The sequence below is a fragment of the Peribacillus sp. SIMBA_075 genome, from assembly GCF_046534585.1.
In genome coordinates, this window is record NZ_JAWRYN010000038.1 from 1 (window position 1) to 15,580 (window position 15,580).

A 15,580-nucleotide genomic window follows, 5' to 3' on the forward strand; every position below is an offset into this window, starting at 1 on the left:
GTACCGAATGAGAATCGTCTTTTTTTAATTTGATTTACCGTACTAGTTAGAAAAACGTGAGTTTTTCAGCAGCCTCCCATAAGGGATGCCCTTTTTTGCATGATAACAGGGCTGATTTTTTCAGCTGATGATAAAAGCCTCTTCTCTTAAAAAAATACCATGAAAATAGAATGTACTGAGAAAAATAGTAAAAAGGATATAAGACAGTGAAAAAATATTGATAAAAGAATATATAAGTGTTATATTATTTTCGTGATAATGACCGAATGAACAAAATAGTCATTAGTTGTTTTGAAAGTTATATATATTAATGGTGAAGATAAAATCATCAAATATATATTGCAGAAGCAAATGATTTAACTAAGTATTCTTCAATCCATTTATCACTGAAATAGATAAATTAAACGGCATATTCGTCGTAAAGGAGGAATTGTTAGGCGTGTTAAAATCTTTTAAGGGTGAATTTTTAGCCATACTAAAACACCCTATGATACTCATTTCTATCATAGGGATCATAATGGTCCCCTTATTATACAGCGGTACGTTTCTTTGGGCATTTTGGGATCCATATGGTAAGGTGGACCAATTGCCTGTTGCCATTGTCAATATGGATGAGGGAGCCGAGTTCAATGATTCGGAACTAACAATAGGAAAAGATTTAGTCAAAGAGTTAAAGGAGAAAAAGGATTTCGATTGGCATTTCGTCAGTCAAAAAGAAGCCAATGAAGGTCTGGAAAATCAAGATTATTACATGAAAATAGAAATCCCGAAAAACTTTTCGAAAAATGCAACGACCTTACAGGAGGACAATCCGCAAAAACTTGATTTAATTTACACGTCTAATGAAGGGTTCAACTATATATCTACTAAAATAGGTGACGCAGCTTCAGAGAGAATCAAAGGGGAAGTTTCGTCTGCCGTAACGAAAACCTATGCGGAGTCAATGTTCGACAATTTGAACGAAGTGGCTGACGGACTCAAAAGTGCCAGTGATGGAGCTGGAGAATTGAAAGATGGAACAGATACAGTGAAGAACGGAACGAGCGAACTTGGTGATGGGATTAACTCAGCTAAAGAAGGTTCCAAAAAAGTGGATGAAGGGATTGATTCCGTTCACTCAGGTTCCGTCGAAATCCATGAAAACCTGGAAAAACTAGCTGAAAAATCATTGACATTTTCGAATGGGGTCGGTTCGGCAGCTGCAGGATCAAAAGAGCTCAATCAAGGGTTACAACAGTTTAGCTCAGGTGTTGGACAAATGAAAGATGGACAATCCGAGCTTTTGCAAGGTGCCAAGAAATCTGAAGCGGGAACCGGTGAATTGGCTTCTGGACTGCAACAGTCACTAGAGGGCTTCAATCAAATAGAAGAAAAGCTACCCGCTTTGACAGAGGGGGCAAATGGCGTAGCTGCAGGTGCTGATCAGCTGTCAGGTGCATTATCTGAATGGAGTGCAGCATCGAGCGAAGCGAAAGCGGGGGCATCTGAAGTCTCAGCAGGTTTGGAAGAAGTTATTTCCGGATTGAAACAACAATCAGAAGCTACGGATGATCCAGCCGAGAAAGCGCGTTTGGATGGAGTGGTTGCTTCTTTATCCCGCATCAGTGAAGGTAGTAAAGGTGTTTCTGAAGGAGTGGGAAAACTATCAGCCAGTGCATCTGATATTGCAAAAGGCTCAAACAGTCTTAGTGATGGCGCAAATCAGGTAGGTGAAGGCACAAATGCGCTAAGCGGTGGTTTTACTCAATTGAAGCAAGCTCAGGATAAACTCGCTAATGGAGCGAATGAACTGAAAAATGGTCAAGGTCAATTGGTGTCTGGATTGACAACTTTTGGCGCCAGTATAGATTCAGCACAGAGTGGGCTTGGACAGTTAACCAAAGGCAGCAATAACTTGGTAAGCGGCCTTGATCAGCTTGAAGATGGCTCAAAGCAATTATCAAGTGGAACCTCACAGCTTTCGGAAGGCTCGAAAGGTCTTGTTACAGGAACGGATAAGTTGAAAGAAGGTTCATCCAGCCTTACTAGTGGTATGGGAGAACTTGCTAATGGGGCCATTAAGTTACAAGACGGAATCGCTAAACTTTCAGATGGATCTGAAGAATTACATGACGAATTGAAGGATGGGGCAAACGAAGCTGGCAACATAAAATCCAATGAAGAAGTATATGACATGTTTGCAAGCCCAGTTAAACTGGATAAATTGCCAATTAATAATGTACCGAACTATGGCACTAGTTTTGCACCATATTTAATTTCATTGAGTTTATTTATCGGGGCAATCGTCCTGACAATCATTTTCCCGTTAAGAGATCCTGCTGTTAAGCCTGCAAGTGGATTTAGCTGGTTTATTAGTAAATACAGCGTCATGGCTGTCATAGGAATCTGTCAAGCCATATTGGTTGACTCGATTTTAATTTTAGGACTTGGAATTAATGTTACGAGCCTGCCGCTATTTTTTGCAGTAAGCATTCTTGCTAGCTGCACATTCATGGCTATCATTCAGTTCTTAGGTTCAGCCTTTGATAATCCTGGCCGGTTCATAGCATTATTAATTTTGATTCTTCAACTGACCAGCAGTGGCGGAACATTCCCAAATGAATTGGTTCCTGGCTTCCTGCAAGGATTCACACCATTCTTACCGATGACTTATTCTATTAATGCTTTTCGGGCAGTCATCTCAACAGGGGATTATCGCTTCATGTGGCATAATCTTAGCATATTGGCCATATTCCTTGTTGTAGCATTAATATTATCACTCATTTACTTTATTTACCGGTATAAAAAATTGAATGGTGCATTAGATGAAAAACAGAAAGAGGCAACTGTATAACAATGAAAAAACAGCGACCCATGATGGGTCGCTGTTTTTTCATTAATATTCTGATAATATTTGCCAAGCGCTTCCAAGAAAGGCGTGAAAAAAGCTCCGTTAATCACTTGTACATGTTGTTAACAGCTATACCCTTGTCTTTTGAGAAGCAGGTGCATATTTCTTCATCGGATTTTTAGCAATGACATCTTTTAAATAAGGAAGACCTGAAGGACCCGGTTTCCTCATAAGTTCCATTAGGTAAGAAATATCGTCTAAAGCCCTGTGTGTTTGGAAATTGGTAATATTATGTGCCTGCAGTAATGTTAAGAGTTTACTATTCTCAAACCCATATTGCTTCCAAGGAACATTCCGCATCGTACAGAACCACTTTTGATCATTGATTTCCGGATACATTTGGTAGAGAAAACTTCTATCGAAAGAAGCATTATGTGCGAAAATCGAATCAGTGCGGGCAATGAAGGATTTAATTTTTTCATCGTGAAAACTTTTTCCTTCCACGGTGCTATATGGAATTCCATGAATCCTGTATGCTTGATCATAATTCATTCTTGCTTGATAGGAGAGAGGCTCCCTTAAAAATGATTCTTGATCAATAAGATTAATAATTTCCCCGGTTTCGCTGTTATAGGTAAACAGTATAAGGGCAAGCTCGATAATTTCATCAGAAGAGGGACGTAAACCAGTTGTTTCTACGTCTAGCACTAAACCTATTCTATTAGACAATTTTTTTTCCTCCAGTTGGGTTACATTCATCTATTATAGCTGACATATGATAGCGATTGGAAGTGTGATGCATTGTTTTTAGGTCATTTTGAATGGCCCTTTCAGAATGACCTAAAAACAATTAGGCATTAACAAAAATCACTTGGTAAGTGAAGGGTTTCAGAATGAGGTGCATGGTACATGCTGGTTGGGACGAGGATAACATTAAACCTATATGTTTTGGTAAAGACGAGGTTGTATAACATAGTTTAAAGAGATTTCCCTTCGAATCTAACTATTTTATAAAAGATAGAGATTCACAGCAATCTCTATCTTTTTATTAGTTGAAGTTCACAAGCATTGTAAAATGATTTCCAATTCATGGTCGACGATTTGTAAAGTCTCTTCTTTTTTTTGAAGTCTGAAAATGCTCTTGGATTTATTTATATATTGCAGTCCTTCGTCAGGTTGCTGAAGATGAATCAGATTCTTACCAGTTAAAAGATGGAGTTCTGCATATAAATATAATGATTCTGTCGAATTGCAAATGTTGATCCCTTTAAGGGTATAATTTAGCGATTCTTGATAGTAATGAAGTTCAGACAAAGTCAGTGCTAATCCATGAATGATCTTCACGACAATTGTACCTTCTTGATTCACATGGGGAATATTCTCGATGAATTCCAGTGCTTCATTGAAGATGGTGATGGCCTCTTCATAATTTTTTGTTTTAAAATGGATAATTCCAATACTATTTAAAACTTCTATCTCCTGTTGATGAAAAATGACACGTTTACCCATTGTAATCTGAATGGCCTCATTCAATAAGTCTATAGCCTTTTGTTTGTCATTGTACAAATAAAAAAAAGATATACCTTCATGCCATTTCAAGAATTGATAAAAAGATATCGATTTTTCCGGTGCCGTTGCCATTTCTTTTTGGACTATTTCATAGATTGCTTCAAAATTACGTGTACGTTTATATTTGTTTATCAATAGTTTAATGGTTTCTATGTAATTATATATTGGTTCATTTTTGGTAGTGAAGAAATACGGCAGGTCAACTTTAAGTTTATCCGCAAAAAGTGCCAATTCATCAATTGTTGGAGAAGTGATGCTCCTTTCATAATCTAACAGGGTATTAGGTTCACATATATCCTTTGCCAGTTCTTCTCTTGTAAGATTTTGTTTGATTCTTAATTCGTTGATAACAGAGCCAACCTCTATTTTCATTGCAATTGCCCCTTTATACCTATGTCTAGAATTCTATTTTAACATAATTTTATTTTTATCAGTAAAATAATTGAAAAATAGTATTATATAACTACTTTAAGTATTTTTCCTCTATATCCGCCCAACAAAAAAATAATGACGTTCGGTTTTTTTATTGAAGCTATCAAACTGCATGACATCTTTTCGATTTAAGTGGGAAAGGTCACTCTATCTTATTGCAGAGAGTTAATATTAATTCATATATAACGGATGAGGGGAAGCCCTAGATTTGGAATTGGAAATAGGTTAAAAAAAGAGGCGGCAATCTGCCACCTCTTACGATCTCAATTCCCAATGAATTGCTGAGTCCAATAGTGGGTGTATTTCCCTCCTGTAGCATGCCCAATTCCAATATGGGTATAGTTCTTGTTCAGGATGTTTGCCTTGTGTCCAGGGCTGTTCATCCAAGATTTCATGACAGCATCCGCACTAGGTTGACCTGCTGCGATATTTTCCCCTGCGTATTTGTAGCCGATCCCAAAGGATTTCATCATATCGAAGGGCGATCCGTAATTTGGGCTTGTATGATTGAAATAATTATTATCACGCATATCTTCAGATTTCATATTTGCAATGTTGGAAACGGCGGTATCCATTTCAAGGGAAGGGAGGCCCGATTTTGAACGTTCTTCGTTAACTAACCTAAGAACCTGCTGTTCAACTGACTGACCTTTTTCTTGATTAGTTGTGTGGATGGTTGAAGGAAGATTTATGATTTGTCCGATTTGAATTTGATTTGAATTGTTTATAGCCGTGTTCGTCTTAAGTAATTCGGAAAGGCTGACTTCATATTCAGACGCAATTTTCGTTAGGGTATCCCCTTTTGCAACCTCGTAAGTATTGGCTCCCTGAGCAACTGTTGGAGATAATAGGGATAGGGATAGTGCTGATAAAAGGATGATTTTCTTCATTTTGTTTCCTCCTAGTAGAATATCTGGATTGGAAGTCTAGTATCCTATAAAAATTGTTGTATGTAAAATTAGGTCATGCCCATTCTTTATTGAAATGGGCAGAAGGTAGCGAATGGGAGCATGCATGATGAGGGTCCATATGACCTGAGAGTGTTTATAGTAAACCAAAATCATAGGGCCTTTTGGTAGACGGGAAGAATTATTTCATGTAAAAAAAGAATCATTTTTCGTTTGCGGGATATGTTTGTCAGGGTAAATAATATGGACATCAAAACGAAAAGCATTTAAATGGAGGTAATTATAATAATGTGGAAATGATAATAAATTGCCCTTAGGGTTGAGCTTTATGGATCTTAAGGCCGGGAGGGTATTGGGAAGGATAGATATTAAGTATATAGGGGATATTTTCCTATGAAATATTATCCTGAAAAAGAGATTTGAGACAAGTTTTCGTTTTCAATCAAGAGCACTGTTTGAGAAGCCGAAATCTATCCTTATGTACATGCTCATTGATTGAAAAGGCATTTTGAAAGGCATATGCGAATATTCAAAACGAAAATCAATGGAAAGATTTTAAAAGAGAAACAAACTCAGGCATTTACCACGGATATGATACTTGCACTGGCGATCATTTTTGCAAATGGGTGTGAAGCCCAGGGAGAAGTTAAGGATAAAATGCGTTATTTGCCATCGCAACAAATCAAAGGCTTGAGGATAGGATGATTTGGGAAACGGCACGGATTTATTTATTAGCGAGAAAAAATGATCACGGGATTAAATAAATGGCTTGAATGAATCGGGTCGTCATCTACGGCGGGCCCATGGTGGTATACGGACAACAGGAGTTCTATCCTGATCAGCCTAAATCTTTTTTCTTATTAGAGTATGCGGGAACCTGGACGGCCTTCAGTATCATTCTTTAACAAATTCATTCGGGTTTTAATTATAAAGGGCGGTTATAAGGACGCGGCATTGTATGTTAAGGGAAGGAGTTTATCAAAAAGTATTGTTCTTTAAGACAGGTATCTCTTCTTCAGGAATAGAATTAAGTAGACAGTTGAATATACGGGGGGATTCTTCGATGGGGTTTAGGGAATTGGAAACAAAAAGGCTGCAGTTAATTGAAATAGGTCACCAGCATTCTGAGAGTCTATTTGACATTTTGTCTAAAGATGAAGTGACCAAATATGATGGGATAGAAAGTTTAACACAAGTTGAAGATGCCCGCCGTTTAATCGACTCGTTTAAAAGTGCTTATATAAACAAACGGGGGATACGGTGGGGAGTTGTTGTGAAAGATTCAGGTAAATTCATTGGTACCGTTGGCCTGAATCAATTGAGCCTTGCCAACAAACGAGCTGAAATCGGGTATGAAATCCATCCTGAATATTGGAGAAAACACTTTACGTCCGAGGCTGTCAACGAAGTATTGCGCTATTCATTTGGAGAATTGAAACTAAACAGAATGGCTGCATTAACTTTCAAGGATAATTTTGCATCCAGAAACCTCTTGAAGAAATTTGGTTTTAAAGAGGAAGGAAGTCTCAGAAGTTATATATTTCTTCGTAAACAATCGCATGATGCCCTAGTATTTTCCTTGTTAAGCACAGAGTATAGTCAATTACCACAGCAAAGCGTTTAGGATTCATTTCAAAAAAGTTGATAGAAGATAGCAGCTGGCCAATAGTGCCAGTTTTTTAAGTTAAAGAATGTTTCTCCACTTGTAGGGGAAATATACGTATTCTTCATGTTAAAATTAGAAAGCGAAGTCAGTTAATCAGTCCGGGTGGACATAAAAAGGAGGATAATCATTGTGAAGATATTATTTCCGTTGCTTGCGGTCCTAGGTGGCATCACCATTGCCATACAAGGGCAAATCAATGGTGGATTAGGGAAAAAAGTGGGGGTTATTGAAGCTTCTTTCATTTCGTTTGGCATCGGGACACTCGCTTTATTATTTATTGTTTTGTTCGCGGGAAATGGAAACATTTCCGCCATCGCGTCTGTACCAAAATGGCAATTGATAGGCGGACTTCTAGGGGCCATTTATGTCATTGTTATAATAGTGGTTATCCCTCAGATTGGAGTGGCTCCTGCCTTGGTTGGGGTTATCGCAGGCCAGATACTGATTGGGGCCCTCATTGACCATTTTGGTTTATTCGGCGGGGTTCGCATCCCATTGGATGCGAAAAAGGTTGCAGGAATATGTTTGCTTTTCGTGTCATTATATTTATTTAATCATAAATGAGGAATGGTCATCATTAATCATTGGATTTACAGGGTGCATATAGGTGAGAGACTGATGAATAACTTTATTCCTACATAGTTATTATCCGTTATTTGGAATTTTCTTGAAAAGACCTCAATGGAAAAAGTATTATCCTACTAAAATATATTATTTGATCAGGAATCGGTTTGCTAGGAAAGTGGTCTTAGCAACCGGACTAACTGTAATTGTTAGAATATTTAGTGAAAAAAAGACAAGCGAAACTATATGAATACTGGTATAAAAGAGTTTGAAAAAACCACAAGATGTCGGTAGTCATTTTATATTAATTAGGTTTTCCATTCTTTTTACCTAATATCTAGATCGAATTGATTAGCAAATAATTACTATGTTGTGAAAAAGTACTCATTGGTTTATTGATTTTTCGGTTTATTCGTAATATACTTAAAATTCAACATCTTTAATTCGAGGTATAGTACCCTTAGCGAGGTTGGAAAGAGTATGCTTTTTAACTAGTAAACTGCATTAATTGGTTTTTTTAGGAGATTCACAGATTTATGCAAACGGTTCGCTAGTTGTTTTCGGTGAATTCCTGCTATGAATGCTTCTAACTTTCCACGCTGATATTCAGAATGTACTATACCAACAATTAATAGGTGGTATAAGGATAATCCCTTAAATGGGAATATTCGAAGAAAGATTAAAGATAGGGGGAATATTTTTTGAAAAAGTCTAAATTTTCAGTGCTTGCTCTTCTTATGGCCATCATGCTTATACTTGCGGCATGCAACGGCGGTTCGAAGGAAACCTCGAATGAAAAAGAAGGTGGCTCGGGTGACTCCACCAAATCAAAAGTATTAAACGTAAACAACTCGAGTGAACCTGGTTCGCTTCACCCTGCCAATGCCCAAGGTACTCATGAATCATGGATCCTTGAACATACGTTTGAGGGGCTGACTAAGAAAACAGAAGAAGGTAAAATCGTCCCTGGTTCTGCAAAATCATGGGAAATCAGTGATGATGGACTAACATGGACATTCAAATTGAGAGATGGTTTGAAATGGTCAAATGGAGACCCGCTTACAGCTAATGATTTCGAATATGCTTGGAAATATGCCTTGAAACCAGAAACTGCTGCTGATTATGCTTACCAGCTTTATTATCTTAAAGGCGGAGAAGCCTACAACAGCAAGAAAGGCAAGGAAGAGGACGTAGGGGTTAAAGCTATAGACGATCTTACATTAGAGGTTACTTTGGAGCAGCCTACACCATATTTCCTTGACTTGACTTCCTTCTATACTTTCTATCCAATCGATAAAAAGGTACAGGAAGAAAATCCAAAATGGGCTTTGGATGCAAAGACACACGTTTCAAACGGGCCGTTCAAATTAACGGAATGGAAACATAAAGAAAGCCTGAAAATCGAAAAGAATGAAAATTACTACGATAAAGATAAAATCAAATTGGATGCAGTTAACTTTGCTCTAATTGAAGATGAAAATACAGCATGGCAAATGTATCAGAGTGGCGAATTGGACCTCGCTTATCCACTGCCAGTAGATATTCAAGGTCAAATGGTCAATTCTGATGATAAAGAATTCAAAATGGGCAAAGAACTTGCCGTTTACTATTACAACTTTAATACGAAAGTGAAACCTTTCAATAATGCTAAAGTAAGGAAAGCGCTTTCAATGGCTATCGAGCGTCAAAAAATCACCGAAAATGTTGCTCAAGGCGGACAAAAGCCTGCTTTCGGCGTAGTCCCTCCGGGTATTCCTGATGCATCTGGAGATTTCCAGGAAAATACAGGTAACCTATTTAAGGAAGATGTTACCGAAGCTAAGAAATTGTTAAAAGAAGGACTTGCTGAAGAAGGCATGAAAGAATTACCTGAGTTTTCAATTTTGTATAACACTTTAGATTCCCACAAGAAAATTGCTGAAGCGGTTCAAGAAATGTGGCGTGATAACCTGGGTGTTAAAGTAACACTTGAAAATGCGGAATTCCAAGTTAAGCTTGACCGTGAAAAAGCTGGCGACTTTGAAATTTCCCGTGCAGGATGGGTTGGTGACTATGTTGACCCGATGACCTTCATGCTTTGGGAAACAGATGGTGCCTATAATGATGCAGGTTGGTCCAACAAAGAATATGATAATTTATTAAAAGAGGCAAAATCTACAATGGAACCAAAAGAACGCATGGCTGCTTTACATAAAGCAGAGGAAGTTCTGATTGAAGATATGCCAATCCTTCCGGTGTACTTCTACACAAAACCATACATGGTTAAATCGAATGTTACTGGAGTTTATGCACCGATTAATGCTTATCCGAACTTTATTTACGCGGATAAAAAATAAGAGAAGGATAAAAGTGAAATGGGAGGTATGTCCGATTAAGGACATACCCCATTTTTCAATTGCGAATTTGAATATTTCATGAATTCATTTCCGTTTTCAACTCCTTAGAAAATCGATGATTGGGGTGATTACCATGTTGAGATATACATTAAACCGTTTTAAATGGGCGATTATTACTTTATGGGCGGTTATTACATTAACGTTCATCATAATGCATACGATTCCGGGAAATCCATTTGCTAAAGAAGGAGCAATGCCTCCTGCAGTTTATGAAAACCTTCAAGTCCACTATGGATTGGACAAGCCGTTGTTGACCCAGTATGGGAATTATTTATTGGAAGTCGTACAATTCGATTTTGGTCCATCATTGAAATCCTCATCCATTTCTGTGAATGATTACATTTTGAAAGGATTTCCAGTGTCGTTGCACTTAGGGGCACAAGCATTGGTGATTGCCATCTTTTTTGGGCTAATTTTGGGTGTAGTTGCTTCACTGAAAAGAAATAAATGGCCCGACTATTTATCAATGGTCATTGCCATCGTAGGGATCTCTGTTCCAAACTTTATCTTGGCGACTATTTTAATCAATTATTTCGCAATAAAATGGCATATATTCCCAGTTGCTACATGGGCGACATGGCAGCATACCATTTTACCATCCATTGCCCTGTCAATGATGCCTCTTGCTTTCATCGCCAGATTGATGCGGACAAGCATGCTTGAAGTAATGGGGCAGGATTACATTTTGACTGCAAAGGCCAAAGGATTAAAACGGAGCGGTGTCATAATCAAACATGCTATTCGGAATGCGTTATTGCCGATTATCACGATTCTAGGTATCCTGACGGCTAATATCGTTACAGGAAGCTTCATCATTGAACGTATTTTTGGTATTCCAGGCATGGGAGATATGTTCGTAAAGGGAATATCCAACCGAGACTACCCGGTCATTCTTGGCTCCACAATTGTGTATAGTGCAGTGCTTATCCTATTGATATTCATCGTTGATATAGCCTACACGTTGATTGATCCAAGAATTAAAGTGACGGGGGAGAAGAAATAATGGCAGATAAAGTGCATTTAACCGAAGATATGTTCCAACCCGCTGAAGGAAACTTTAAGGAAGCTGAAAAAATTGCCAGGCCTACAGTTTCATATTGGTCTGACGTCTGGCGTCGTTTTAGAGAAAATAAATTGGCAATGACGGGATTCGTACTTATTATCCTCTTGGTTTTACTGGCGATTTTTGGTCCATATATTAACGGGTATACTTATTATGGACAAGATTTCGAGAAGAAGAATCTTAGTCCAAATGCCGAGCATTGGTTTGGAACGGATTCTTCAGGAAGGGATTTATTCACGCGAGCTTGGTATGGTGCGAGGATATCGTTGTTCATTGGATTGATGGCTGCGCTGATTGACTTCTTGATTGGTGTCCTTTATGGCGGGATTTCAGCCATTCGTGGCGGACGCACAGATAATATCATGATGCGGTTTGCTGAAGTGATCTATGCAATCCCTTACCTATTGATGGTTATCTTAATGATGGTCGTATTAAAACCTGGTATTCTGCCGATCATCATTGCGATGTCGATTACAGGGTGGATTCCCATGGCACGACTAGTAAGGGGACAGGTTTTACAACTTAAAGAGAATGAATATATCCATGCAGCAACCATCTCTGGAGCCAATACGAGCTGGACTTTAAGAAAACACATGATTCCAAATACAATGGGACCGATCCTGGTCAATTTAACGTTGACTGTACCCACTGCGATTTTTGCCGAAGCTACACTAAGCTTTTTGGGTCTTGGAGTGCCAGCGCCTCAAGCAAGCTGGGGAACATTGACAAGTGATGCCCTGGGAAGCATTTTGGTAGGGAATTTCTATCAACTTTTAATCCCGGCAATATTGATTTCCTTAACCATGTTCGCGTTCAATGTGGCTGGTGACGGACTGCAGGATGCCCTGGATCCAAAACTTCGGAAATAATAGAGTCCTAACATAAAGATTTGATATTACTAGAATAGGAGGGACGATGATGGAGAACCTATTAGAAGTCAATGATTTACACATCACCTTCCATACTTATGCAGGAAAAGTGCAGGCGGTTCGCGGCGTGAACTTTGAAGTGAAAAAAGGGGAAGCCGTTGCCATTGTTGGAGAGTCCGGATGCGGTAAAAGTGTTACTGCGAAATCCATCATGAGATTATTGGAAACACCTCCAGCAGAGTATGGAAAAGGGTCTATAAACTTTGGCGGCAAAGATCTTATTAAAATGAGTGAAAAGGAAATGCAGAAGATTCGTGGAAATGAAATCAGCATGATTTTTCAGGATCCAATGACTTCGCTTAATCCAACGACAAAAATTGGCAGCCAAATCATGGAGGGTATTTTAAAGCATAATAAAAATATGTCCCGAAAAGATGCATACGAACGGGCGTTGGAGATGCTTAAACTTGTAGGTATTCCTCAGCCGGAAAAAAGGATGCAACAATATCCACATGAGTTTTCAGGTGGTATGCGCCAAAGGGCAATGATAGCAATGGCTTTAGCCTGTGAACCGAAATTGCTAATTGCGGATGAACCTACAACGGCATTGGATGTAACGATACAAGCGCAAATTTTGGAACTGATGAAAGATATCCAACGTAGAATGGATACTTCCATCATATTAATCACTCATGATTTAGGTGTGGTTGCGGAAACTTGTGAACGGGTAGTCGTCATGTATGCAGGCAAGGTTGTGGAGACGGGAACGGTAGGAGCTATATTTTCAAACCCACAGCATCCATATACAAGAGGCCTGCTTAAAACGGTGCCAAGGCTGGATATGGAAAAAACGGCTCCGTTGGTTCCCATTATCGGATCACCACCGGATTTATTGGATCCGCCAAAAGGATGCCCATTTTATCCAAGATGTGAATCCGCAATGAAAGTGTGCAAAGACCATGATCCGGAACTTGAAGTAGTGGAAGAGGGTCAGACAGCTGCATGCTGGCTGCACCACCCAATGGCAAAAGCAACACAGGTACAAGCACCGACTAATGTATAAAGGAGGAGAACCAATGGTTTCACTAAAAAATAAGTCAGTTAAAGAAAAGACAGTCAACGAAAATTCTCCTCTTGTTGAAATAAAGAATCTGAAGAAGTATTTTCCCGTTGGTTCTCAGACGCTGAAAGCGGTAGATGGTTTGGATCTCAAAATCTATCCGGGGGAAACTGTCGGTCTTGTTGGGGAAAGCGGTTGTGGTAAATCGACTGCAGGTCGTACAATCACAAGGCTATATGAACCGACAGATGGCGAAGTTCTTTTTCAGGGGAAAAATATTTTCGATTACAAACAGGGGGAAATGTCACAAATCCGCCGTGAAATACAAATGATTTTCCAAGATCCCTACGCATCCTTGAACCCAAGGATGAAGGTGGAGGAATTGATTGGGGAACCACTTGCCATACATGGGATATCAAAAGGTAAAGAGAGAAGAAAAAGGGTGGAAGACCTATTAAAGCTGGTTGGTTTAAGTCCGGAACATATCACTCGTTTTCCGCATGAATTCAGCGGTGGACAACGCCAGCGTATTGGAATTGCAAGGGCTTTGGCATTAAATCCTAAATTCATCGTTTGTGATGAACCAATTTCTGCCCTGGATGTTTCGATACAAGCTCAAGTGGTTAACTTATTAAAAGAGCTACAAAAAGAAATGGGCTTGACCTATTTATTCATCGCACATGATTTATCGATGGTCAAGTATATTTCAAATCGCATTTTAGTCATGTACCTTGGAAGGATGATGGAACTTTCGGATAGTGATTCTTTAACGAATGATCCGCTACATCCATACACGCAAGCCTTGCTTTCTGCAGTGCCGATTCCGGATCCCACTATTAAACGGGAAAGAATCGTACTTAAAGGCGATGTACCAAGTCCGATAAATCCGCCGAGCGGCTGTGTATTCCGGACTCGCTGCCCTAAAGCGATGGAGATATGCTCCAGTGCTGTACCTGAATGGAAAGAACAAAAACCGGGACATTTCGTAGCTTGTCATTTATATTGGTAAACAAAAAAACCAGTTGCGTTTGCGACTGGTCCTTTTTTACATATTTATTTAAAATATTTTTAGATATAAGCGATTATCTTGAAGAATAAATTATTTTATAGTATGTCAAAATAAATAACTAGGAATCTGAAAATAAAACATATAAAATGTAATTATATGTAAAAATAAATAATTGTTTCTTGTACCAATTTGTAAGAGAAGGAGGGATTGATATTGTATTCCACGATAACTAGTGAAATCGTCGATCGTGTCATGATAATTACTCTTAATCGTCCTGAAAGAATGAATGCTTTCAATGAAAAGATGTGTGAGGAGATGATTCTTGCTTTAGATGAAGCGGATGAAAGTGATGACGTACGAGCCGTTATTTTAACTGGCGCTGGGGATGCTTACTGTGCTGGAATGGATTTGGAGAAAGGTGCAGAAACCTTTATGGATCACACCCCTTTGGTTGAATACCGTGATGCAGGGGGGATGTTGTCATTACGGATTTTTGAGATGAAGAAACCCATGATAGCAGCAATTAATGGAGCGGCAGTTGGGATTGGGATAACAATGACTTTGCCTATGGACATTAGAATCGCTTCCACAGATGCAAAAATGGGTTTTGTATTTGCGAGGAGAGGGATAACGATGGAAGCATGCAGCGGTTGGTTCTTACCTAGGCTTGTCGGAATGGGCAAAGCTTCCGAATGGATTTTTACCGGCAGAATGATTTCTGCCAGTGAAGCATATGAGGGAAGATTGGTAAACAAGATCGTTGAGCCGGATGAATTGATGTCTGCGGCAATGGAAATTGCAGCAGACATTGCGGAAAATACATCTTCCGTCTCAGTGACGTTATCCCGCCAGTTAATGTGGACCATGCTCGGTGCAAACCATCCTGTTGAATCGCATAAAATAGAATCGAAAATGATTCATTGGACCGGAAAACAAGCGGATGCACAAGAAGGGATCGAAGCCTTCCTTGAAAAAAGGAAAGCTGATTTCAAAATGAAAAGCAGCTCCGATATGCCCCCGTTTTATCCTTGGGGAACGGATCGAACATATGAAGCGGATAAGAAATGAATGGTAGGGTAAAAGCCTAGGGAAGTGCGTGATAATTTTTACTTTTCGGATAAATTAGGGTTTCGTTTCTTAGTGTGTTATACTGTGTTTACCATTTACTAAACTTGTTTCATGTTCCCCTATTCCCTGTGAATAGGGGTTTTTTA

The 15,580-nt window shown here is 39.0% G+C and carries 12 protein-coding genes; 9 read left to right on the forward strand and 3 right to left on the reverse strand.

What is annotated here, in order from left to right; all coding sequences use genetic code 11:
* Positions 1 to 439 precede the first annotated feature (439 nt).
* A complete protein-coding gene (locus tag SB775_RS21040; RefSeq protein WP_410863145.1) occupies positions 440 to 2,833 on the forward strand; it encodes a YhgE/Pip family protein in 2,394 nt (797 codons plus the stop codon).
* Between the two features lie 126 nt (positions 2,834 to 2,959).
* On the opposite strand, the gene SB775_RS21045 is transcribed toward SB775_RS21040, so the two are convergent.
* The 3 genes from SB775_RS21045 to SB775_RS21055 form a co-directional block, all read right to left on the reverse strand.
* Positions 2,960 to 3,559, reverse strand: a complete 600-nt coding sequence (locus SB775_RS21045; protein ID WP_284470595.1) for an exonuclease domain-containing protein — start codon at positions 3,557 to 3,559, stop codon at positions 2,960 to 2,962.
* Positions 3,560 to 3,889: 330 nt separating this feature from the next.
* Positions 3,890 to 4,771 (reverse strand): tetratricopeptide repeat protein, encoded by an 882-nt coding sequence (locus SB775_RS21050; protein WP_410863147.1) that lies wholly within the window; start codon positions 4,769 to 4,771, stop codon positions 3,890 to 3,892.
* Positions 4,772 to 5,094: 323 nt separating this feature from the next.
* Entirely contained in the window at positions 5,095 to 5,721 is a 627-nt protein-coding gene (locus SB775_RS21055) for a CAP domain-containing protein (protein ID WP_061463426.1), read from the reverse strand.
* Positions 5,722 to 6,802: 1,081 nt separating this feature from the next.
* Between SB775_RS21055 and SB775_RS21060 the strand changes: the two genes are divergently transcribed.
* From SB775_RS21060 to SB775_RS21095, 8 genes are all read left to right on the forward strand, one after another.
* Positions 6,803 to 7,363, forward strand: coding sequence for a GNAT family N-acetyltransferase (locus SB775_RS21060; protein WP_089364258.1), 561 nt, complete (start codon positions 6,803 to 6,805; stop codon positions 7,361 to 7,363).
* Between the two features lie 171 nt (positions 7,364 to 7,534).
* Positions 7,535 to 7,969 (forward strand): DMT family transporter, encoded by a 435-nt coding sequence (locus SB775_RS21065; protein WP_061463424.1) that lies wholly within the window; start codon positions 7,535 to 7,537, stop codon positions 7,967 to 7,969.
* Positions 7,970 to 8,670: 701 nt separating this feature from the next.
* Entirely contained in the window at positions 8,671 to 10,305 is a 1,635-nt protein-coding gene (locus SB775_RS21070) for a peptide ABC transporter substrate-binding protein (RefSeq protein ID WP_318683782.1), read from the forward strand.
* A 133-nt stretch (positions 10,306 to 10,438) separates the two neighbouring features.
* On the forward strand, positions 10,439 to 11,368 hold the full coding sequence (locus tag SB775_RS21075) for an ABC transporter permease (RefSeq protein WP_053346403.1): 930 nt from the start codon (positions 10,439 to 10,441) through the stop codon (positions 11,366 to 11,368).
* Entirely contained in the window at positions 11,368 to 12,297 is a 930-nt protein-coding gene (locus SB775_RS21080) for an ABC transporter permease (RefSeq protein WP_061463423.1), read from the forward strand. The genes SB775_RS21075 and SB775_RS21080 overlap by 1 nt, the downstream gene beginning before the upstream one ends.
* A gap of 49 nt (positions 12,298 to 12,346) precedes the next feature.
* The gene (locus SB775_RS21085) at positions 12,347 to 13,360 is read left to right on the forward strand and encodes an ABC transporter ATP-binding protein (RefSeq protein WP_410863148.1); all 1,014 of its coding nucleotides are present in this window, start codon (positions 12,347 to 12,349) and stop codon (positions 13,358 to 13,360) included.
* Positions 13,361 to 13,373: 13 nt separating this feature from the next.
* On the forward strand, positions 13,374 to 14,366 hold the full coding sequence (locus SB775_RS21090) for an ABC transporter ATP-binding protein (protein ID WP_061463421.1): 993 nt from the start codon (positions 13,374 to 13,376) through the stop codon (positions 14,364 to 14,366).
* A 213-nt stretch (positions 14,367 to 14,579) separates the two neighbouring features.
* Positions 14,580 to 15,434 (forward strand): crotonase/enoyl-CoA hydratase family protein, encoded by an 855-nt coding sequence (locus tag SB775_RS21095; protein WP_217899819.1) that lies wholly within the window; start codon positions 14,580 to 14,582, stop codon positions 15,432 to 15,434.
* Positions 15,435 to 15,580 lie beyond the last annotated feature (146 nt).